The sequence below is a fragment of the Bifidobacterium callimiconis genome, assembly GCF_003952005.1.
GTDB lineage: Bacteria > Actinomycetota > Actinomycetes > Actinomycetales > Bifidobacteriaceae > Galliscardovia > Galliscardovia callimiconis.
Genome location: NZ_QXGJ01000008.1, coordinates 130580 through 153421, shown reverse-complemented (window position 1 = coordinate 153421; position 22842 = coordinate 130580). Strand labels below are relative to the sequence as shown.

Below are 22842 nucleotides of genomic sequence, written 5' to 3'. Positions count from 1 at the left end.
TTTTGCAAAAAATAACATTAAGGGGGTTTCTCCTTCGGAGATTGTCCCTAAATATCTAGACGGTTCACATCCCCTTATTGTTTTGGATTCAGTGACAGCCGAGGTTCAACTTCCAAGAAGCAGAAAACTGACAACCGTTGATCATGTCAGTTTGCGATTCGCGAAGGGGACGTCTACAGCTATTGTTGGAAGATCCGGTTCCGGTAAAACTAGTCTTGTCTCGATAATCGGAATGCTTAATGCCGACTATAGAGGATCATATCTGTATGAGGGTGCCGATATCCGGGCCCTTTCCGATGCTGAACGCTCTCGTTTTCGTAATCGACATATAGGTTTTGTTTTTCAAAACTACTCACTGATTCCTCACCTCAATGTTTGGGAAAATGTTGCTCTTCCATTGCGCTATCGACGTCACATGTCAGAGACGGTGATTAAAAAGAGAGCTCTCTTTCAGCTTGAAGCCATGGGACTATTACAGCGTGCCAGTGATCGTCCCGCTCAGCTATCCGGAGGCGAGCAACAGCGCGTGGCAATCGCTCGCGCATTGGTCGCTCAACCCGATTTATTGATATGCGATGAACCGACTGGGGCTCTTGACACCGAGACCGGTGACATGGTGCAAAAGATGCTGTTCGACAGGGTGCAGCAAAGTAGAATAACGCTTCTTCTTGTGACTCATGACCAGCGCTTAGCTTCCTATTGCGAATACCAGTTTCTTATGGAGAAAGGCTCTTGTCATGCTTCATATGATCATCGATGATCTTCAAATAGCCCCGTTACGGTCCTTCTTGACCTCCCTCTCCATGCTCATCGGAATTGTGGCGCTTATTTCTTCGGTTCTTATAGGAAGTGTAGGAAAAGACTATCTACAAGTTATTAACGCCCGTATTTCCGGATGGGAGCCAACTTATACTATTGCAATCGAAGATGCCGATATTGACGATTTAGACACCAATGCGCGTTTTTACGAACGGTTGGAAAGCTATGATCAAGGTGTATTTGCCGCAGAATATGTATATAACGGCATGTCTTTACAGGATACCAATGGCCAGTGGCATCATGTAGAGGCCAATGTGACCACTTCGTATCTTTCATCGGTGATCTTTAAACCATTGATGCAGGGATCTTGGCTTTCCGACACCGACCAATATGCGACTACGGAAGTCGTACTTAACAAAGCGGCAGCTGATATGTTGTCGAAGGCGGATTCAGCTTCCGACTCCAAGGTGGATGAAACCACCGCGGTCATGGCATTGGATGAACATGTGCAGACTTTCGCATCCGTGATTAATGGAATCGTAGATGACGGAAGTTCAGAGCCTGAAGTTTACATCAACGCTTTCTCTTTTCAGCGTTTGGTGCCACAACTCTGGGAGCCGGATGGATTGCGTATACTCTTTCACCCGATAACAGAGAACGAAGATGCGGGCGAGACCGAAATACAAGCAAAAAGTGCACTTAAGGACATACTCGCCGACACGATTGGCGGAAGCGCCTCTTGGAATCGTAGCGATAATGCCGACAGCTATAAGTCCGTTATAGATCTTTTGCAAAAGACAACATTGGCTACCGCCTTGTTACTGCTGTTGGTCTCGGCCATAGGATTGATAAATATTGGATTATCTAATATAGAACAACGTTCACGGGAACTGCTTATCAGGCGAGCTCTTGGGGCCACAAGAAGCAGCATTGCACTATTGGTTCTGGGGTCATCGATCATTCTGGGATCCATCATTACCGCAGTGGCCATAGGTATAAGTTTCCTAGCCGTGCCGCTCATTCCTACGCTGCTGCCAAACGGCTCTCTGATCGGAGTGCCTAGGTACCCGACCAATGCGGCATTTCTGGCATGCATTGCGTCGCTGGTGACCTCCACATTGGGAAGCTTGGCTCCCGCAATTAAAGCCGCTTGCCTGCAGCCTGCTCTTATATTGAGGTAGCTAAAGGAACTTGTCGCTGAGCTTTATCTAGAGACTTGGTGTCACAGCCTCGTCCTCGTCTCACCGCATCCAGGTGTCAGACCGCGCCCTGAGCCCATTGGACAGACCCCTGCCGCCCATAAGCACCACATTGAACGCGAGCCACAGCACCGCCGTACGCGCCACATCGCCCGGAATCAGAGGAATGCCGAACGCTACAAGTCCGCCGAGCGCCGCGATGTACACCACGGCGGTGAGGGTGCAGGTGGCGGCCAGATACCTGAAATCACGCGCGCCGATCAGAATGCCGTCGAGCGCCATCATCCACCCCTGCAGCGGGAAGAACACGCCCATGGTGATCATGCCCACGGCGGTGAGCAGCTGGATCTCAGGGTTCGGGGAGAAGAAATGCCCGGCGGCCAGACCTACCACGGCGAACGCGACGCCCACGCCAAGCCCCACCACGGCTCCGGCGCGCCCGGTGCTTCGGGTCAGGGCCCGGGCACGCTTCCAGTCACGGGCTCCAAGCGCCGCGCCCACCAGCGTCTGACCCGCGATGCCCACGGAATCGAGCATATTCATGGCGAAGTTCCACGAGGAGTTCACGGCCTGGAATCCCGCCAGCACGTGCGTGCCCATGCGTGCGGCGCTCGCCACAGTCATCACCATGGCCGCCCGGATGGCGAGCGTGCGGATGAACAACGGCAGTCCGTCGCCGCCGGCTGCCATGATGCCGTCGAGCTGCGGCCGCAGGGTCACGCCGTCGGCCCGCGCCCAGAGCACGGCCGGCACCACCAGAAACAGTCCCATGAACCATTGCGCGATCAGCGTGGCCGCGCCGGAGCCGGCGATGCCCCAGCCGAACACGAGCACGAACAGTACCTCGAGCAGCGTGTTCACCACGGCGCCGCTCACCGCCGCGATCAGTGTGATGCGTACCTTCTGCAGGCCCCGGAAGATGCCGTTGGCCGCGTAGACGAGCAGCATGCCGGGGGCGCCGAGCACCACGGCCCGGGTGTAGGTGACGGCCTGGTCGAGCACGGCGCTGCGGCCCCCGAGTGCGTAGCAGAGCGGTTCCGCGAACGCGAACAGCCCGATGCCGAGCACCGCTCCGATCAGCAGGGCGAGCCAGAGACCGTCGATGCCGGCCTGCAATCCTTCTCGCCGTCGGCCTGCACCGAGTAGATGCGCCACCTGCGCCGTGGTGGAGTAGGCGAGGAATATGCACAGGCCTACGGCCGTGAGAATGATGGTGGAACCGATCGAAAGTCCGGCCAGTGACGCGTCGCCGATATGCCCCACGATGGCCGTGTCGATCAGAATGAACGTGGGCTCGGCGATCAGCTGCCCGAACGTGGGAATGGCCAGCGCCGCCAGTTTCCGCGCGGTTCCGGCCCCTTCGTCCCGACCGGCTCCCTCGGCCAGCTCAGTCCTCTCGGCCCGACCGTTCTGCTCAGCCTCTTCGGCCCGTTCATCCCGTTCTCGCCCCATGGTCCCCTCCCGACTCGCAGACTCGCCACTCACCCACGCAAACGTGCTCCGCCCATGGTATTACCGGTCCCTTGAATGGGAAACGAGTGACGGGCGTATTTGAGAAGTCAGGATCGAGTGAGGTGCATGACAAACGTGGGAAACGCCGAGAATCGAACATGAAAAATGTTAGATTTGGGCGAAGTGTGATCTATATCATAAATTTGGGTGTTGGCAACTTCGCCGATGAAGCGCGCTGATTTATCCCCATGTTTTCCACATAGTTATCCCCATGATGTGGAAAAGTGAGTGGATTATCCACTGAGACACGCCCAAAATGTGGATAACTCTGGATTTTCATCCACATACGGTGGATAAGTGGGTGCACGGCTGGGGATTGCGCACGATTCAGGTTACGCCATGGTAAACGGAACACAGAGCCCATGCATGGGCCGTGCGCAGGCTCCCCGCCTCGAGGGGAGCTGTCGGCGACAGCCGACTGAGGGGAGGAGCGCTCGCGCGGTGATTGGCCGATGTTCTCTATAACGAGTGCGAGGTAATTGAAAAAAGAAAGAACCCGGCAGATGCCGGGCCCGTGCTCCCCTCAGTCACGCAGAGCGTGACGGCTCCCCTCGGAGAGGGGAGCCGAGACGCTGATCCTTACAGGATCTCGGGGTCGATGGTGGTGGGGGAGGGCTCGGCCGGGGCCTGCGGCTCCGGGTTCTCGGCCTCGTTCACCGCGGTCTCCGGATCCACGCCGGCCAGACCCACCTTGAGGTAACCGTCGCCGTAACGCTCCCACATCATGATCGCTACGAACACCACGCGGCCGATCGTGTGAATCGACGGCAGGCTGTCGTCGTCGGTGAGCATGGCGCTCCAGTAACGGATCTCGCCGTCACGGAAGTCGAACTGGAAGTTGCCCTGCACCAGACCGTAGTTGGCGCGGGCGGTGTACTCGGCCAGCGCGCGCATGTTCTCCGGATCCTGAGTGTCGCCGCCGAACTGCGGAACGGCGACCACACTGAAGTTGTCGTCGTCCACGAAGATGCGCACGCGCACGTTGCGCACCTTGGAGTGAATGTTGATGCCGAACTCGAAACGGCCCTGCGTGGGGTCCTCGTCGTAGTGCAGACCGTCGGAGTCGAGGTATTCCTTGACGCGAGCGTACAGTGCGGTTGAGTATGCCATGGTGGAGATTCCTTTCCCTAATGCGGTGCCGGCGCGGTGCCGATCGGGATGCCGGGCGTCGTCGCCGTCATCCGTTTGCCGCAACTTGTGATTTCATCGTAATGCCCGTCGTCGTCACTGGCGGTTTTCTGCCATGGGTGTCATCGCCGAAATGGCGTGCCGCGGCGGTTTCCACTGCTTTGCGGCGTCCCTGTCATGCGCGTCAATATATGCGTCACTATGGAAAGGGGGTGTGGCTCCGTCTTTTTCGGAGGCATGAAAACCCGTTGTTCACAACGATCGTCCACAGCCGTCGTCGTTGTGGCGATTTCGAGCCGGCCATGACAAACACGGCGTACGGAATCCGTTCGTGAACGCAAACAGTTACCAATGCATCACTTATTACGTCGAACCGATCGTTTGTTACATCATGTACTGGCGCGTCTGGATGTAGCCCCCCTTCATATTTATTCTTGAAACCGAACAAATACGACGACGCGTCGGATGAATCGATCGTCGTCGTACTATCGCGAACGAGAAGATCAGAACCGTTAAGGGGGGGGGGATTATGATTTCCGTCGCTGTGGTCGATGACGATGCCGAGCGGGCCGCACGACTCTCCTCGATGATCTCTTCATTCGCCGTCTCCTCTCCGGATCTCGACATCGTGAATGCGCCCAAGACCGATTCCGCGAACCGCGGAGATACCACGAATTTCGATCTGCTGAACTTCCATGTCACCGTGTTCGCCACCATCGCGGCGCTCGGTGTGTTTCTCGCCCATCACGCGGTAGACATCGCGTTCTTCAACATCGACGCCGCCGATTCCGATGACGGCCGCTCGGTGCGGGGATCGGATTCGCGCATGCTCGTGAGCGATGCCACGCGACTGTTCTCCACCGAATCCGATACGCAGATCATGCTCGTCTCGCGCAACGCGGGTCGGTCGGCGCGCGATTCCGTGCCGCTGCCGCACCTGTATGTGCCCGGACGCATGCATGTGCTCGCCCGTCCGGTGGTCATCGAGGAGCTGCGACTGGCCCTGTTCCGCGCCGTGTGGCAGCTGCGTCAGACGCGCGAGCGCATGATCCGCATCGATTCGGGCAACGTGATGCACATGGTGGCGCCGAGTGAGATCCGGTATGCGGAAAGCCATCGTCGTGTGCTGCACGTGTACGCGGACGAGATGATCGAAACGTATTCCACGATCGCCGAATTCATGGCGCTGCTGCCGAGCTATTTCCTGCAGTGTCACAAGAGCTATCTGGTCAATATGAATTATGTGCGACTGTTCAACGGCAGTTCCATCGTGCTCACCACGGGCGAGGAGATTCCCGTGAGCCAGCGTCGCCGCAGCTACGCGAAGGCCCGCCTGCGCGGCTACATCCGCGGCCTCGACTCCGGCCGCAAGTAGCCCGTATCCACGGCTCCCCTCCATGAGGGGAGCCGTCGCGCGCAGCGTGACTGAGGGGAGCCCTGCGATCGGTTCGATGTACGCCGGCTTCCCCTTGAGGGGAAGCTGTCAGACGAAGTCTGACTGATGAGGTGAGTGCGGCCGGATTCCTCGGTTGTGAAAGAAAATTCTGCAACGTTCTTCGGCTTGGGGGTGTCCCCTCCCTCTGTCACGGCGACTGCCGTGACATCTCCCTCCCGCGGAGGGAGAACGCCCCCGTTGTTTCGTGCTCCCTCCTTGGGAGGGAGCTGTCGCGCGCATGCGCGACTGAGGGAGGGTCCGCGCCGACTCCCCTCAGAGTGCAGTTGTTACGCCATTCTCTGCAGTTGTGCCGCCACGTTCGACTGCTCCGCAGGCGCCGGCCCTAGCGACGGTACGTTGGGATGAGTGGTCGGGCAGGTCGGCGGGATGCGGGTTATCCGAATTTTCGCATCCGATTCGGGCGGTTCCGGGTCATCGTGTTCGGTGTCGAATACGTGGACCGGTCGGCGTGAGCACCGTGAGTGCCGGTCCGGCGTGGCCGTGAGCGGAAAGGGCGGAGGATATGGCGGATATGTACGAGCGACTGTTGCTGAGTGCGGGTGGTGGCATCATCGATCGGATGCAGCAGTCCGAGCAGGATAACTGCGCCACGATCTGCATCGGTCTGGGCGGTACGGGCATCGATTGCCTGCGCAGTGTGAAGCGTGCCATGTACAACCGCATCAGGCCGGATGATCTGGATGCCGCGGTGCCGCAGTATTCGCATATCCGATTCATTGCCGTGGACTCGGACACTCCCGACGAGCTGCGGAACAGAAAGAACTCCTCCGCGAGGGGAGGGACGGGCTCGTTCTCCGATATCACTCCGGACGAGTTCTTCGACATTTCCTATCCGGGGAGTCTGAATGAGCTGTTCCGTAATCATCGTGATGAGCTGGCTCAGGATCCTGCATATCAAGAGTGGCTGCAGTTCAACGATTTTGCGTCTGCGGACCTAGACAGAATCTGCGCAGGTGGCAGCCGTCAGCTGAGTCGTTTCCTGCTCATGCGCCGGTCTGCCGATTTCGTTGCCCGTGTTGAGCAGACTGTGAAGGCCGCAAAGAAAGGATTGGGCGACTGCCGTGTATACGTGCATATCTTCTCCGGTCTAAGCGGCGCGACCGGATCCGGCACGTTCCTTGATGCGTGCTATCTGTTGGAACAGACACTGCTCGATACCGGTACCACCAAGTCCAAGACGCTGGGTTATTTCTTCCTTCCCGATGTGAATCTTGAGAAGCCTGGCATTCCCGACGAGACTAAACGCTATATCCGGCGGAACGGCTACGCCGCCATGCAGGAGTTGGATTACTGCATGAACTTTGAGAACAACGGTGATTGCTGGCATCAGGAATATTCGGGTGTTGGTGAGATTCGCACCACGAAGCCCCCGGTGGATCTTTGCCATCTGATCTCCGGTACCACCTCCGACGGTGCTGTGATTCCGCAGGCGTATCAGTACGCGATGAACGTGGCGACCGACTATGTGTTGGACTTCTTAATCGGATCAGAGGAGGACTGGTTCTCGTGGGAAGCCTATATTGCTAATATCAGATTCCGCGAGATTTGGGCAGTGAAAACTGCTGGTGCTCAGTACAAGTATCTGGTGTTGGGCGCGGCGAGTGCGGTAATACCGTTCAAGCAGGTGCTGACATATCTGGCGTCGAAAGTGTTTGAGGGGTCTGCTGGACTTCGTGACCTGGTGCCGTCGAATGAGCAGTCCGCGGTGTTCCAAAAGACGATCGGTTTCACGTTCGATGCGATGTTGCAGCGTCTAACTCAGGATGTGAACATGGAGTTCCTGTTGCCGGATCTGAAGGCGAAGGACGTCAAGGGGCTGGGCACGGAGCTGTTGATTGGCCCGTTGCATGATTTGCAGGCTCAAGCCGAGGGTACGCTGGCGAGGAACTATACTGCCTTGGCTCAGCCGCTGCAGTCGTATGAGTCGGTGTTGACGGGTACGGCGTCGAATGTGCAGTCGGTGATGGGTATCGTGCTGAACGCGGTGCGCGAGGCGATGGCCGATCCGAATTGTGGCCCGTATTACGCGGCTCAGCTGGTGTTGGGCTCCCGTGGTTGCGATCTATTCGCCGCAATCGAGGGCATTCGTGCCGAGGCGGTGAGCCGTCGCGATCATGAGCAGTATCAGATCGACTCGCACGCGTACCGGGACTATGAGCAGAAGGATCGCGAGTTTCAGGCTGCCGGCTTCTTGAAGCTCCAGAGTGCGTATGCGGCATATGCCGATGCCAGTCGTCGGCTAGTCGTCCTCCAGATGCGTGTGAAGATGTATCAGACACTGATCGATCTGATGGATACGGTCAAAGATCAGCTGCGCACAATGATGAACAATTTCACAATTCCGTTCACTACGACGGTTTCGGCATTGTTCGATACGTTCGAGGCGAATCGTGCCGAGTTGGAGGCGTTTGCGGACCGGCAGAACCCGTATGAGATGCCGTTGATCACGATGAAGGAGCTGATGCCGAGTCTGAATGAGACGATGCGTCAGATGGACATCCCCTCGCTGGCTCACGAGCTGTTGGAGGTGCTGCTGAGTCCTGAGGGCCTCAAGAGTTGGGGGCCGAATGGTGACGAGGTGCGGTTGTCTCACGTGGTGTCGGATTATTTCATCGACAAGTTCGTCGCGTTTTCGTCGCGTTCGCTGGAGTCGTTCCTCAAGGACAAGTACCAGACTCAGGATGCGGAGAAGCTGGCGCAGATCGTGTGCGATGATCTGCTCAAGAGGGTGAGGGACAACGCGGCCCCGCTGTTCTGGACCGAGCTCGGCTATTCCGATGCTGATGCCGTCAGTAGCGGCTTTCTGACGGTGCCGCAGTCGGCTCCGGTGGTGATCGCTGCTGCCTATAAGTTTCATGAGGCGGATGACTCGCTGCTGGTTCGTAAGACTGGTGTGCGTGATCGCATCAGAATTCTTCGCTGCCTGCTTGGCGTGCCGATGTGGGGTTGCAAGGGCGTCTCCCAGTACGAGCAGGAGGCCGTGGACAGCCCTTCCCCGGGATTGCACCTCTATGAGCGTGCCGAACATGTCGAAGGGGCGTCGGAAGTCACAGACAGCCGTGATTGGCGCCTGCTGCCGTCGCCGACGCCGCTGAGCCTGATGACGTCGAGGAACTCCGCCATTTTGCGGGAGCGTGCCGAGCGTGCCAAGGTTCTGTTTGATCAGGCCTTCAAGGCCGGCATCATTGAAAAGACCAGCAGCGCGTATGAGATCCGTGTGATCACGGATTCGTTCATGCAGCGGTTCCGTACGGACTTCGATGCGGCCAAGGACCAGGCGAATGATGTGAAGCTTGAGGCGCAATACAGTCTCAAGGCCATGAGCGACAATCGTGAGTACGAGCCGGGCACGCGTGTGCTGTCATCCGAGTTCAGCACTAATGAGGTGACTGAGCTCGACATCTGCATAGATAATCTGGCCAAGGCTCCCGAGCTGCAGAAACTCATCCAGGTAGAGCTCGCCAAAATCAAGGAGATCGAGGATGACATCAACGCCCTCGAGCCGGAGATCGACAGCGACTTCGTCGACTTCGCGAACGCGTTGTTCACCGGTGTGATTGAACTGAATCTTCCGGAGGTCGTGTATGTGGATCCGGAGTTCGGTGATGAGACCGTGCTGTCCGACAAGCGTATGAAGCCGTATGGCCACGTGCCGTTGTATCAGGCGTACAAGACCTTCAAGGAGCTTGATCCGGAGGTGCGCGAGTCCATTCGCGCTACCGTACAGGAGATCCTTGATGCGGATGAGACGCCGGAGTCGGTGGAGACCGCCTGCCAGGCGGTGTCCAAGGAGCTGGGTCGTGCCAAGGACATCGTGAAGGTGGCCACGGCGTTCTTCCCGCGCGAGGTGCCGGAGGTGAAGGCTCAGATCAAGGATCTGAAGAAGGCCCTTGAGCTGTTCGCTCTGGAGAACTTCATCACCCTGTGAGGCTGGATGGTGGTGCTCCCCTCAGTCCGGCTTCGCCGGACAGCTCCCCTCAACGAGGGGAGCCTACGGTAATGAGGCTTGGCTCCCCTCTCTGAGGCTGAGTCCGTGAAGTAAACGCCGGAGGCGTTTATAGGACTCAGGCGAGCCGACCGGCGAGCTGATTATTCGCGGCCGAAGGCCGTCCGTTCTTGCGGGACGAGCTGTCACGCGCAGCGTGACTGAGGGGAGCCTGCGGGCCGGTCCTCGTATGCGGCTTTTCCGTCATTGCCGGGGCCCCTATGCGGTGATGTCATGCAATCGTGCAGTTGTTACGTTGGGGCTGTCGGTTGTGCGGTGGCGGATGGTCGCCTCAGCGCGTCGGGCCCGAAAACGATACGTTGGAGTCGGGCGGTCGTGGATTTTCGTATCCGGAATGGCCGGGTTTACGGCATCCATGTGGTGACCGTGACCGAGGCGACTCGCGCCAGCGTGGGCACAGGTCGGACGACTCCATGAACGGAAAGGGAGCACATGTACGAGCGACTGTTACTGAGTGCGGGTGGTGGCATCATCGATCGGATGCAGCAGGCCGCGCAGGATAACTGCGCCACGATCTGCATCGGTCTGGGCGGTACGGGCATCGATTGCCTGCGCAGTGTGAAGCGGGCGGTGTATAACCGTCTGCAGCCGGATGATCCGGATGCCGCGGTCCCGCAGTATTCGCATATCCGGTTCATCGCCGTGGACACAGATCTGGTGGAAATGATGAAACGCTTCGATCGGGCTCGGCGTGAGGGCACCGACGGTTTGCATGGCGAGATTGATGTGGACAGGGAGTTCTTCGACATCTCTTATGCGGACAAGATTTCGGAGCTGTTCAGGGGCCACCGCAATATGTGGGTTAAGGATCCAGCATTCAAGGAGTGGTTGCAGTTCAGGCATATTGAGGTCGGAGCAGCCGATAGCGGTCGTCAGATCGGACGTTTCCTGCTGATGCAGAGGGCCCAGTCATTTATTTCCTATGTGCAGCGGGCGGTGAGGTCAGCCAAGAACGGTTTGGGTGATTGTCCCGTATACGTTCACATATTCTCAGGCCTAAGTGGTGGTAGTGGCTCGGGCATATTTCTCGACGCGTGCTATCTGGTCCAGTGGGCACTGTGCAATATGGGCCGGCTCAACACTTTGACTTTGGGTTACTTCTTCCTGCCTGATGTCAATCTGTTCAAGCCGGGCATTCCCCAGGACATCAGATCCGAGATCAGGAAGAACGGCTACGCCGCCATGCAGGAGCTGGATTACTGCATGAACTTCGAGAACAACGGCGATTCCTGGCATCAGGTGTATCCGGGTGTGGGCGAGATCCGTACCAAGCGTCAGCCGGTGGATCTGTGCCATCTGATTTCAGCCCCCACACTTGACGGGGAGAAAGTCCTCAGTCCGTACCGGTGCGCCATCAATACGGTGACCGATTACGTGACGAATATGCTTATTAAGCCAGATTCTTATTACCTACCCCTAGCGTCTGCTGTTGCGCGGAAATTTGCAATTTCGGCAGCGACAGGCGACATTTCCCGTCATGATTACATCGCATTGAGTGCTGCGAGCGCGGTAATCCCGTACAAACAGGCGTTCACTTATCTGGCGTCGAAGGTGTTCGAGGATTTGGCTGAAGTCAAAGATCATGCTCCTACACATGATGATGTGGAGACGTTCCTTAACGGAATTGGGTTCATTTTTGATGATCTGCTGAAACGTCTGACGCAGAACGTGAACATGTCGTTCCCGCTGCCAGATTTCAAAGCGAAGGACGTCAAGGAGTCGGGCACGGAACTGCTGATCGGCCCGTTGCATGATTTGCAGGCCGCGGCCGAGGGGGCGCTGGCGAGGAACTACGCTGCATTGGCTCAGCCGTTGTCGTCGTATGAACAGGTATGGGTTAAACCGGGGTCGCGCGATGCATCGGTGATGCGTCTGGTGCTGAATGCAGTGCGCGCGGAGATGGTGAATCCAAAACGTGGTCCGTATTATGCGGCTCAGCTGGTGTTTGGTTCTCGTGGTTGCGATCTGCTTGCCGCGGCCGAGGGCATTCGTGTCGAGGCGATGACTCGTCGTGATCATGAGCAGGAACAGATCGACTCGCATGCGTATCGGGACTATGAGCAGAAGGAGCGTGAGTTCCGGATTGCCGGCTTCCTCAAGCTCAAAGGTGCGTATGCGGCATATGCCGATGCCAGTCGTCAGCTGGTCGTCCTCCAAACGCGTGTGAAGATGTATCAGACGCTGATCGATCTGATGGATGCGGTCAAGGATCAGCTGCGCACAATGATGAACAACTTCACGATCCCGTTCACCATGACGGTTTCGGCGTTGCTTGATACTTTCGCGGCGAACAGGGCCGAATTGGAAGCGGACGCTGAGCGTGAGAATCCGTATGAGATACCGTTAATCCCTCTTCCGGAGCTCATGAAGCAGATGGACGAGCTGTTGAGCGACGAACGTAAGTGGCAAGATTCAATATTGCGGCACAAGCGTGACCTTCTGGAGTTGCTGCTGAGTCCGGACGGTCTGAAGGGTTGGGGACCGAATGGTGACGAGGTGCGGTTGTCTCACTTGGTGTCGGACTACTTCGTCAATAGGTTCAAGGATCTTTCGTCGCGTTCGCTGGATTCGTTCCTCAAGGACAAATATCAGGCGGTGAATCCCATCCGATTGCAGCAGCGTGTGTGTGATGAACTGCTGCGGAAAGTCAATGATCGTGCGGTTCCATTGTTCTGGACCGAGATCGGCTATGACGCAGATGATGTTGCCAGTATCGGTTATCTGACTGTTCCGCAGATTTCTCCGACGGCGATCGATGCCGGAGCTCGCTTCATCAACGATCAGCGGCATGAGCTCACGTTGCGCACGGCCGGCGTGCGTGATCGTATCAGCATCCTGCGTTGTTGGATTGGTGTGCCGATGTGGGCGTATGCGGGCGTGGTGGAATACGAGTCCGAGGCTGTGCGCGATTCATCGGTTGGACGTCATATTTATGAACCAGCCGAGCGTGTTGACGGCGTACCGGAAATCATGGATAGTCGCGATTGGCGTAAGCTGCCGTCACCTACGCCGCCGAGCATGATGACCGATCGTAACGACGAATCCGTTCGCCGCCATGCCGAGGAAGTACGTGCGCTGTTTAAGCAGGCACGAGACAGTGGCGTGATCGCCAAACTGGTCGTGGACACCACCAAGGTGTACGGAATCCGCGTGATTGCGGATGAATTCATGCAGCGATTCCGCGAACAGTTTGCCGTGGCCAATGGTCCGTTCGATGACAGGAGCGCTCGGGCACGGGACAATGTGATGAAGATGAGCGCCAATCGTGAGTATGAAAAGAGCACGCCGGTGCTATCCAGTGCGTTCCGCGCCGATGAGCGTGCCGAGCTCAGCATCTGTCTCGATAATCTGGCCAAGGCTCCGGTTCTGCAAAAGATCGTGAGGAATGAACTTGCCAAGGTCAAGGAGATCGACGACGCCTGCAAGGCACTTGAATTCAAGAACAATGCTGATGTCAACGAGTTCAGTGATGCGTTGTTTTCTGGTGTGATTCAAGTGCAGGGACCAAAGGTGTGGTATGCGGATCCGGATTCCGGCAAGGAGGTCGTGCTATCCGCCAAAGGCATGAAACCGTACGGATATGCGCCGCTGTATCAGGCCTACGGGAATTTCAAAGGGCTTGACGTGAACGTTCGTGAGCGTATCCGCGATGCCGTGAATGAGGTACTAGGAAGGGATGAATTGCCAGAGTCGGTTATGAGTGCATGCCGTGTCATACCGGGGGAGCTGGATCGGGCCGACCGGAGTCTCAAGGCGGCCACGAGTCTCTTTCCCGATATTCCCGATGAAGCGTTCGCGGTTGTGCGGGTGCTGCGGGAAAAATACGATCTGTTTCTCCTGCAGAACTTCATCACGGTGTAAATCTGCGCTTGCAGATAACAGCACTGTCGGCCGAAGGCCGTCCACTCCACCCGCAAACACCCTTCTGCCCACCTCTCGATTTGAACACGGTTGTGACGGCAAACCTTGCAGTTCTTACGTCAAAGTCTGCGGTTGTTACGACCCCTCTGGTCGCAACAGAGGCGACAGGTATATGGCGGTATGTTGAAAGTTGGAAGATTCGTGAATGCGGGTTCCCAAGGGGGGATCGCGCAGAAGGGAAGAAGCGCCATGCCACAGCGCATAGCTCGAACGGCCACAGCAGCGAAGGCCGTCGGGGAGCGATCGTTCCGGTCACTGATCGGAGCCCTCGTGGCCCTGATGATGGTGGCGGTATGCCTGATCGCACAGGCCGCGATCGCCCCGGCAGCGCTCGCCGACGACGCACAGCCCGGCGGCGGTCAGAACGCCCAGAACGCTCAGAACAGCACCAATCGTTTCAACGTCGTGTTCGCCACCGACGGCAGCGGCTCGCTCAAGTCCACCGATAAGGACAATCTGCGGTATCCGGCCATCAGCCGCTTCGTGGCGCTCCTCGCCCAGAACGGCAACAAGGTGGGCGGCGACGTGTTCGGCGAGAACGTGCCGCTCAAGCAGAACCTCGCCGAGCTCAACTCCGTGCAGTCCAAGCAGGACTTCATCACCAAGATCAAGTCGGTGCAGGGTCAGGACTGGACCAACATCGGCGCAGGTCTGCAGACCGCCGTCGATATGCTCGACCAGCAGAAGGATCCGAACCTGCCGTCCGTGATCGTGCTGCTGTCCGACGGCAACACGGACATGCCGAACGACGACGCCAAGCAGCAGTCGCTCGCCACCAAGGCGCAGGCCATCGAGAACGCGCGCAAGAACGGCTACAAGATCTATACGGTCAGCCTGAACGCGAACGGCAAGGCCGACTCCAACGAGCTCAAGCAGATCGCGTCCGCCACGGGCGGCGAATTCCGTGAGGTCACCAAGGCCTCCGACCTGCAGGACGTGTACAGCCTCTACTACTCTCTGCTGTTCAACGCGAACACGGACGGCAGTGGCGACATCGTGATCCCCGACTCCGGCACCGCCGAAGGCACGTTCGACGTGGCCAAGGTGGGCGTCGAAGAGGCGAACATCCTGGTCAGCGGCAACGTGACCGACTATTCGTTCACCGACCCGTCCGGCAAGCAGATGTCGCGCGACACCCTGGCCGGCACCACGTTCGTGGGTGACTCGTTCACGTCGGTGAAGATCACGCAGCCCGCCGCCGGACAGTGGAAGTACAGCATCTCCGGCGTGCCCGGCGACCACGTGCGCATCGACATCGTGCGCAACACCAACGTCGCCGCCGCGCTCAAGGCCGGCAGCAAGAAGAACGAGATCGTGACCGGTGACAGCGTCGACTTCACCGCCGCGCTCGACGAGGCCGGCAAGGGAGTGACCGCCGCCAAGTACGACGGCTTCACCGGCACGCTGAACATCACCGACGCCAAGGGCGGCAAGGCCGAGACCGAGAAGATGACGGCCGGCGACAAGGGCTTCACCGCCAAGCACAAGTTCGCCAAGAAGGGCTCGTACACCGTGCAGGCCGTGATCTCCGGCGAAGGCTACGACCTGAAGACCACCACCCTGCAATACGAGGTGGGCAACAGCGCTCCGAAGCCCGGCGCCACGATCGAGAAGACCGTGAAGCTGTGGCCGTTCATGAACAACAGCACCAAGATCGACCTCAAGCCGGGCGCCACCGATCGTGAAGACAAGACCCTCACCTACAAGGTGAAGTCCACCGCGTTCCTGCCCAGCGACTACGAGCTCAAGGGCTCCGACCTGACGATGAAGAACTACAGCCTCTCCGAAGGCTCGTTCACCATCCAGGCCACCGACTCCGAAGGCGCGTCCTGCACGTTCAACGTGCATATCAAGACCGTGAACATCGGTCTGCTCACGCTCATCGGCATCGGTGCGGCCATCGTGATCGCCCTGCTGGTGATCGGCATCGGCACGTGGCTGGCGCTCAACAAGCGCTTCATGGGCGACTGCTACATGCGCGAGTACAACAGCTCGAACTTCGAATACCGCGAGGAGGTCAAGCGCACCAAGGGCCGTGGCCGTCTCCCGTTCCTGGTGTTCAACATCAACACGAACGGCTTCAACCCGGGCAAGTGCTACTTCCAGGCCAGCGGCAAGGACTACGTCACGGTCGTGATCAAGGGCGGCCCTGCGTACGTGAGCGGTCAGCTGCAGAAGGAACCGATCCGTGTGGACGGCTACGGCAGCGAGGTGACCATCACATCCGATCCCGAAGGCACCAAGGGTGTGACCGTGCGCTTTACGAGTCTCAAGCACTCCGGCGGCGGATACCAGTGATCGACTGAGTGAGCTCCGGAAATCAGGCGCACGATTTCCGGGGCTTCTTGGTTTTCGGTGATTTTCGCATCCGAAATCGTCACATTCGCAGCATTACACGTCATAACTGAACAAACGACAACGCAAGACCTGATCAAATCAGTTCCACGAAAGGAAAGAGATATGTACGACAAGCTGTTGCTCACCACTGGTGGCGGCATCATCGATCGTATGCAGCAGTCCGAGCAGGATGGCTCCGCCGTGGTGGCCATCGGCCTGGGCGGCACCGGCATCGACTGCCTGCGCAGCCTGAAGAAGCAGATGTACAACCGCATCAAGCCGGACGATCCGACTGCTACGATTCCGCAGTATTCGCATATCCGCTTCATCGCCGTGGACACGGATATGAAGGACATGAAGAAGAAGACCAGTGCCGCCTCGCGTGAAAGCAGCGACGGCTCGCTTGGTGAGATCGATTACGACAAGGAATTCTTCGATATCTCCTATGCCGAGAAGATTTCCGAGCTGTACCACTCCAAGGAAAAGGTGCTGGCCAAGGACCCGGCCCTGAAGGAATGGCTGCAGTTCAAGCAGATCAAGGCTGGCGCGGCTGACGACGGTGCCGGCGGTATCCGTCAGCTCGGCCGTTTCCTGCTTATGCAGAAGGCGAAGGCGTTCGTCTCCCGCGTGGAACAGGCTGTGAAGGATGCCAAGCGTGGTCTTGGCGACTGCCGTGTATACGTGCATATCTTCTCTGGCATGAGTGGTGGAACGGGTGCCGGTACGTTCCTTGATGCCTGCTATCTGGTGCAGCGGGCGTTGAGCGATACCGGTACCACCAAGTCCAAGACACTGGGTTATTTCTTCCTGCCTGATGTGAACCTCGAGAAGCCGGGTATCTCCGACGAGACCAAGAGCTACATCATGCAGAACGGTTATGCGTCCATGCAGGAGCTGGACTACTGCATGAACTTCGAGAACAATGGCGACTGCTGGCATCAGGAATATCCGGGTGTGGGCGAGATCCGCACCACGAAGCCTCCGGTGGAGTACTGCCATCTGATTTCCGGCACCACGTCCGATGGTGCGGTGATTCCTGAGGCGTATCAGTATGCCATGAATGTGGTGACTGATTACGTGATGGACTTCCTCGTCAAGTCGGAGGGCGATTCCTTCACTCTGGAATCTCACTTCTCCAATATTACGAAGAACAAGGAACTGGTGCAGAAGAGGTCCGGCGCAGCTTACGACTATCTGGTGCTGGGCGCTGCGTGCACGCTGGTGCCGTTCAAGCAGGTGCTGACGTATCTGGCGTCGAAGGTGTTCGAGGGCTTTGCCGGCGTACGTAACCTGGTGCCGCCGAACGAGCAGTCCGCGGTGTTCCAGAAGACGATCGGGTTCACGTTCGATGCGATGCTGCAGCGCCTGAACCAGGGCGTGAACATGGCATTCCCGTTACCGGATCTGAAGGCCAAGGACGTGCATGACAGCACGGAGCTGCTGATCAGCCCGTTGCATGATGCGCAGGCCGCTGCCGAGGGCGCGCTGGCGCGTAATTACACGGCGCTTTCCCAGCCGCTGCAGTCGTACGAGCAGGTGCTGACCGGCACGGCGTCGAATGTGCAGTCGGTGATGGGCATCGTGCTGAACGCGGTGCGTGAGGCGATGGCCGATCCTAACCGTGGCCCGTACTATGCGGCTCAGCTGGTGCAGGGTCTGGGCGGCTCCGATCTGCTTGCCGCGGCCGAAGGCATCCGTGCCGAGGCGGTGAGCCGTCGCGATCATGAGCAGTATCAGATCGACTCGCACGCGTACCGGGATTACGAGCAGAAGGAGCGTGAGTTCCAGGCTGCCGGCTTCCTCAAGCTGGGTGGCGCGTACAAGGATTACGCGAACGCGGCGCGTCAGCTGGTCGTGTTCCAGACCCGTGTGAAGATGTATCAGACGCTGGTTGATCTGATGGATACGGTCAAGGATCAGCTGCGTGTGATGGCGAACAACTTCACGACCCCGTTCACCACGACGGTGACGGGCCTGTTCGATACGTTCGAGGCGAATCGCGCCGAGCTGGAGGCGTTCGCGGACAAGCAGAACCCGTATGAGATGCCGTTGATCACCATGCAGGAGCTCATGCCGAGCCTGAACGAGACGGTGCGTCAGATGGACATCCCGTCCCAGGCTCACGAGCTGCTGGAGGCGCTGCTGAGCCCGAACGGCCTGAAGGGCTGGGGCCCGAACGGTGACGAGGCATATCTGTCGCATATGGTGTCGGACTACTTCATCGACAAGTTCAGCGCGTTCTCGTCGCGCTCGCTGGAGTCGTTCCTTAAGGACAAGTACCAGACCCAGGATGCGGACAAGCTGGCGCAGATCGTGTGCGAGGACCTGCTGCAGTCGGTGAATGAGAATGCGGCCCCGCTGTTCTGGACCGAGACCGGCTACACCGTCGATGACGCTTGTGGTATCGGTTATCTTACGATCCCCCAGAGTGCTCCGGTTGTGATTGATGCCGCCATGCGCTTGGCCGATTCCGATAAGACGTTCTCGGTTCGCAAGACCGGCGTTCGTGATCGCATCAGCATTCTTCGCTGCCTGCTTGGCGTGCCGATGTGGGGTTATAAGGGCGTCGCCCAGTACGAGTCCGATTCCGTGCAGAATCCGTCCGTCGGCAAGCACCTGTACGAGCGTGCCGAGTATGTCGATGGTCTTCCGGAGATCAAGGACAGCCGTGACTGGAACCTGCTGCCGTCTCCGACGCCGCTGAGCATGATGACGGATCGTAATGATGCCACGCTGCAGGAGCGCGCCGAGCGTGCCAAGGTTCTGTTCGAGCAGGCGCTCAAGGCCGGCATCATTGAAAAGACCAGCAGCGCGTATGAGATCCGTGTGATCACGGATTCGTACATGCAGCGGTTCCGTACGGACTTCGATGCGGCCAAGGACCAGCCGAATGATGTGAAGATCGATGCCCAGACCAAGCTCAAGGCCATGAGCGACAACCGCGAGTACGAGCCGAACAAGCGCGTGCTGTCGTCGGAGTTCAGCACTGATACGCAAAATGAGCTTGATATCTGCATCGACAACCTTGCCAAGGCTCCTGAACTGCAGAAGCTCGTCAAGGCCGAGATGGACAAGAACAAGGAGATCGAGGACGACATCAAGGCTCTCGAGCCGAAGATCGACGACGACTTCTCCGACTTCACAAACGCGTTGTTCACCGGTGTGATCGAGCTGCACATTCCGAAGGTCGTGTATGTGGATCCGGAGTTCGGTGATGAGACCGTGCTGTCCGATAAGCGTATGAAGCCGTATGGTGGCGTTCCGCTGTATCAGGCGTACAAGACCTTCAAGGAGCTTGATCCGGAGGTGCGTAGCTCCATTCGTACCGCCGTGCAGGAGATCCTTGATGCCGATGAGACGCCGGAGTCGGTGGAGACCGCCTGCCAGGCGGCGTCCAAGGAGCTGGGTCGTGCCAAGGACATCGTGAAGGTGGCCACGGCGTTCTTCCCGCGCGAGGTGCCGGAGGTGAAGGCTCAGATCAAGAATCTGAAGAAGGCCCTTGAGCTGTTCGCTCTGGAGAACTTCATCACCCTGTGAGGCTGAGCGAGGTGTGATCCCTCCCTCAGTCCGGCTTTCGCCGGCTAGCTCCCTCCCAAGGAGGGAGCACGGTGAAAAGAGGGTTCTCCCTCCTTGGGAGGGAGATGTCACGGCGTTCGCCGTGACAGAGGGAGGGATCACACCCTGAACGCGCAATCACCCCCGAAAAACGTAAAGATGTGAAAGGAATGGATGCAATGGAAACCGTGAACGAACTGGTCGGCGCGGCCATTGGCGATCTGCGTACGCAACGCGGCAGCGGCATGTCCGATTATTCGGTGCCGGAATACCCCGCCTGTGTGTTCTACTATGGCGAGCGCTCGGCCGAGTTCCATCCGGACGTGCTGCGTGGCGTGCGTGATGGCTGGGGTGGCAGCGTGGAGTCCATTCCTTTCCTTGAGATCGATGATCCCGATCAGTTGAAGGAGGGGGCATCCGGCGAACCGTTCCACGATCTGCGTGGCGGTGGTCATCTTGGTGCGGCCGATCTGCAGAAGCAGGTGATGGCCATGATGAGCCAGTCGGGCATGTTCGCCAACATGAACCAGTGCTCCCTCTACTGCGTGGTGGATTCCACGGGCATTACCCCGGAGGATTTCCATCGTTGGTATCTGGCGATCGAGGACATCAAGCGGCTGTTCACCGGCGTGTCCGTGAACACCATGCTCATGGTGCTGCTCAACAATGATCTGGGTACGGCCAACGCCCCGAAGATCGTCACTGAACTGCGTGCCCTCTATGATGCCGAGGATGTCGGTTCGGTCGGTCATCATCTGTACGACGGCGTGTTCGTGTACGGCAACAAGACCAAGCGTGGCTACACGGGTCTGTTCTCTGGCTTTGACGAGGCCGTGCACAGTGAGCGTGACGTGCTGTCCGACGTGATGCTGCTGTCGAATTCGCACAACGGGTATCTTGATCTGTCCACCAGCGGCAAGATGTTCTATTCGTCCGATCGTCCGGCGTTCACCGCCGCGTTCAAGTACGTGGATCGTCCTCGTCGCGACATCGTGGTGGTGGCGCTGAAGATCATGCTGGCCAAACTTGGCGAGATGATGTCGGATCCCACGTTTACCAAGCCCAGTCGTGAGGCGATGGGCGCGGCGTTGGGTATTCAGAACGGGCGCTCGTCGATCGTGGAGCAGTCCCGTCAGGAGTTTGCCGAGGTGGCGTCCAAGTTCGCCGGATTCGAGCGGAATCTGCCGAACTTGCAGCAGGGCGGCAACATCGTCTCCATGCCGTATGGCATGGCGTTGCAGGCGACCGGTGGCTGTCTGCAGGCGTTCCTTGAGCAGAATCAGTATCGTCTGCTCAGCGAATACCTGGGTAGCGCGGGCTCCGGAAACATCGACGCGCGTATCGAGCAGCAGGTCCGGTCGAGTCTGAATGCGGCGCAGCTGGCTTCGCTCAACGACCAGCAGTTGGAGTCGCGCACGTTGGAGGCGTTCTCCGACGTGGTGCTGTCGGAGGATACGATCATGCAGCGTCCGGTGCCGGACGCGGTGCAGCAGCTCATCACCCGTGCCATCGCCGGTCAGGTGCGTGATCATACCGTGCAGTCGCTCAAGCGTATGCGCGCCGCCGCCGAGGATACGTTGAGGACCTTCACCGCCATTCAGCATGATGTCGCGTTCGCCGCGTCGATCAAGCAGGACGGTGCGCATATGAACGTCGAGGGCTTCTACACCAAGTGCGTCGAGTCGTTCTTCTCCGACGTGAACGTTCGCGCCAATCTGTTCGCCGAACTGCTGCGCGTGGGCAATACGAAGGCCGACATGCTGCGCATTCTGCGCGAGCATGCGCTGCAGCCGCTGTTCGTCAGCGAGTTCGGCGGCAAGCACGTGTTCGAGATGGGCTTCATGGACGAGGCCGTGGAACGTCTGGCCGACGGCAAGAGCGCCGAGGCCGCCGATCTGGTGGTGGGCAAGGAGCTTACCGAGAATGTGGGCGATCGCATGGGCTATTCCGCCATGATGCTGCGCGAACCGGATCGTGCGATGGAGGCGTACATGCTGCACATCGACGACACGCCAGGCAGCGCCTCCCACAAGCTGTACTCGTATCTCGACAATTTCGTGCGTCTGCCCGGCGTGAGCCGTGTGTACTACAACGCCGGCCAGCGTGACAGCGCCACGTCGATCTGGTTCTACCCGCTGGACGAAGACCAGTTGAGCGCGGAATAGACGGATAGACGAGCGGAAGCGTAATCGGAGTAAGCGAACAAGGAAAGGCGGGATCATGGAGATCAACGCGAAGCAGCCCGACGCCGGGCATTACGTGACCAACGTGCAGCGTGCCGGCGATTCGATCACATGGGAGGACCGCGGCAACAACTACACGCTGTTCCTGCGTGCCGGCTTCGGCAAGTCGGTGGAGTTCGAGGGTGAGCTGTTCGACCAGTTCGTGGCCAAATGCCAGGACGATCAGACGTGGCAGTCGCTGCTCATGGGCATGGAAGTGCGTGTGACGCCCGACGTGACGGCCGTGATGGTGTCGCGCGGCGTGGTGAACATCAAGAGCTATCGCATTCCGGTGGCGCACGCCGTGTATGCCGCATACGCGTGCGATCTGCAGCAGAACGTGATGGACGTCTACCTGCCCAACGAATACTACGTCTACCGGTGCGAGGTGCCGGCCATTGTCAACGTGAGCGTTGGCCAGCAGACCGTGACCGAGACCAAGGGCTTCCTGTTCAGCAAGCACACCGAAACCAGGGTGGTGGGCTACACCGTGCGTGTGCAGCCCATCCCCGGCTACGACGGCACCGGTCTGGGATACACCTTCGACGGCTGCCCGTACATCTACCCGATCACGCGCGACCTGCTTGGCAAACCGTTCACCGTGGCCCTGTATACCGCGCCCAACGGCACGCAGCCGCCGCTCAAGGTGGTGCCCATGGGCAGTGGATACGAGATCAACGCCGCCTGACCGCTGCATAAACCGTCGATAATCCACCGCGCAATTACTGCAATCACTGCATAGTCGTA

11 protein-coding genes are annotated in these 22842 nt (G+C 58.4%); 9 read left to right on the top strand and 2 right to left on the bottom strand.

The window, feature by feature from the left end:
• The first annotated feature begins 40 nt into the window (after positions 1-40).
• Together D2E23_RS08610 and D2E23_RS08605 are read left to right on the top strand one after the other, a co-directional pair.
• Positions 41-760, top strand: a complete 720-nt coding sequence (locus D2E23_RS08610; RefSeq protein WP_126030528.1) for an ABC transporter ATP-binding protein — start codon at positions 41-43, stop codon at positions 758-760.
• Positions 738-1940 (top strand): ABC transporter permease, encoded by a 1203-nt coding sequence (locus D2E23_RS08605; protein WP_126030504.1) that lies wholly within the window; start codon positions 738-740, stop codon positions 1938-1940. Before D2E23_RS08610 ends, D2E23_RS08605 begins: the two co-directional genes overlap by 23 nt.
• 60 nt (positions 1941-2000) lie before the next feature.
• Here the strand turns inward: D2E23_RS08605 and D2E23_RS08600 are convergent, their stop codons facing one another.
• On the bottom strand, positions 2001-3410 hold the full coding sequence (locus D2E23_RS08600) for an MATE family efflux transporter (RefSeq protein ID WP_126030503.1): 1410 nt from the start codon (positions 3408-3410) through the stop codon (positions 2001-2003).
• A 639-nt stretch (positions 3411-4049) separates the two neighbouring features.
• Complete coding sequence (locus D2E23_RS08595; protein ID WP_093960293.1) at positions 4050-4580, bottom strand: type III secretion system chaperone family protein; 531 nt, start codon at positions 4578-4580, stop codon at positions 4050-4052.
• Between the two features lie 547 nt (positions 4581-5127).
• On the opposite strand from D2E23_RS08595, the gene D2E23_RS08590 reads away from it, so the two are divergent.
• From D2E23_RS08590 to D2E23_RS08560, 7 genes are all read left to right on the top strand, one after another.
• Positions 5128-5973, top strand: a complete 846-nt coding sequence (locus D2E23_RS08590) for a LytR/AlgR family response regulator transcription factor (protein ID WP_126030502.1) — start codon at positions 5128-5130, stop codon at positions 5971-5973.
• Positions 5974-6556: 583 nt separating this feature from the next.
• Positions 6557-9982, top strand: a complete 3426-nt coding sequence (locus tag D2E23_RS08585; RefSeq protein ID WP_126030501.1) for a tubulin-like doman-containing protein — start codon at positions 6557-6559, stop codon at positions 9980-9982.
• Positions 9983-10492: 510 nt separating this feature from the next.
• A complete protein-coding gene (locus D2E23_RS08580) occupies positions 10493-13921 on the top strand; it encodes a tubulin-like doman-containing protein (RefSeq protein WP_126030500.1) in 3429 nt (1142 codons plus the stop codon).
• Positions 13922-14260: 339 nt separating this feature from the next.
• Positions 14261-16279, top strand: coding sequence for a vWA domain-containing protein (locus D2E23_RS08575; protein WP_241227265.1), 2019 nt, complete (start codon positions 14261-14263; stop codon positions 16277-16279).
• Between the two features lie 162 nt (positions 16280-16441).
• Entirely contained in the window at positions 16442-19855 is a 3414-nt protein-coding gene (locus D2E23_RS08570) for a tubulin-like doman-containing protein (RefSeq protein WP_126030498.1), read from the top strand.
• Positions 19856-20052: 197 nt separating this feature from the next.
• Positions 20053-22038 carry a hypothetical protein gene (locus tag D2E23_RS08565; protein WP_126030497.1) on the top strand — a complete coding sequence of 662 codons (1986 nt, stop codon included), beginning with the start codon at positions 20053-20055 and terminating at the stop codon, positions 22036-22038.
• A 55-nt stretch (positions 22039-22093) separates the two neighbouring features.
• Entirely contained in the window at positions 22094-22783 is a 690-nt protein-coding gene (locus tag D2E23_RS08560; RefSeq protein ID WP_126030496.1) for a hypothetical protein, read from the top strand.
• The last annotated feature ends 59 nt before the right edge of the window (positions 22784-22842 follow it).

Coding starts and splice junctions, on each gene's coding strand:
- D2E23_RS08580 (WP_126030500.1), top strand. CDS start 10,493: ATGTACGAGCGACTGTTACTGAGTGCGGGTGGTGGCATCATCGATCGG.
- D2E23_RS08575 (WP_241227265.1), top strand. CDS start 14,261: ATGATGGTGGCGGTATGCCTGATCGCACAGGCCGCGATCGCCCCGGCA.
- D2E23_RS08590 (WP_126030502.1), top strand. CDS start 5,128: ATGATTTCCGTCGCTGTGGTCGATGACGATGCCGAGCGGGCCGCACGA.
- D2E23_RS08585 (WP_126030501.1), top strand. CDS start 6,557: ATGGCGGATATGTACGAGCGACTGTTGCTGAGTGCGGGTGGTGGCATC.
- D2E23_RS08565 (WP_126030497.1), top strand. CDS start 20,053: ATGGAAACCGTGAACGAACTGGTCGGCGCGGCCATTGGCGATCTGCGT.
- D2E23_RS08570 (WP_126030498.1), top strand. CDS start 16,442: ATGTACGACAAGCTGTTGCTCACCACTGGTGGCGGCATCATCGATCGT.
- D2E23_RS08605 (WP_126030504.1), top strand. CDS start 738: ATGCTTCATATGATCATCGATGATCTTCAAATAGCCCCGTTACGGTCC.
- D2E23_RS08600 (WP_126030503.1), bottom strand. CDS start 3,410: ATGGGGCGAGAACGGGATGAACGGGCCGAAGAGGCTGAGCAGAACGGT.
- D2E23_RS08595 (WP_093960293.1), bottom strand. CDS start 4,580: ATGGCATACTCAACCGCACTGTACGCTCGCGTCAAGGAATACCTCGAC.
- D2E23_RS08560 (WP_126030496.1), top strand. CDS start 22,094: ATGGAGATCAACGCGAAGCAGCCCGACGCCGGGCATTACGTGACCAAC.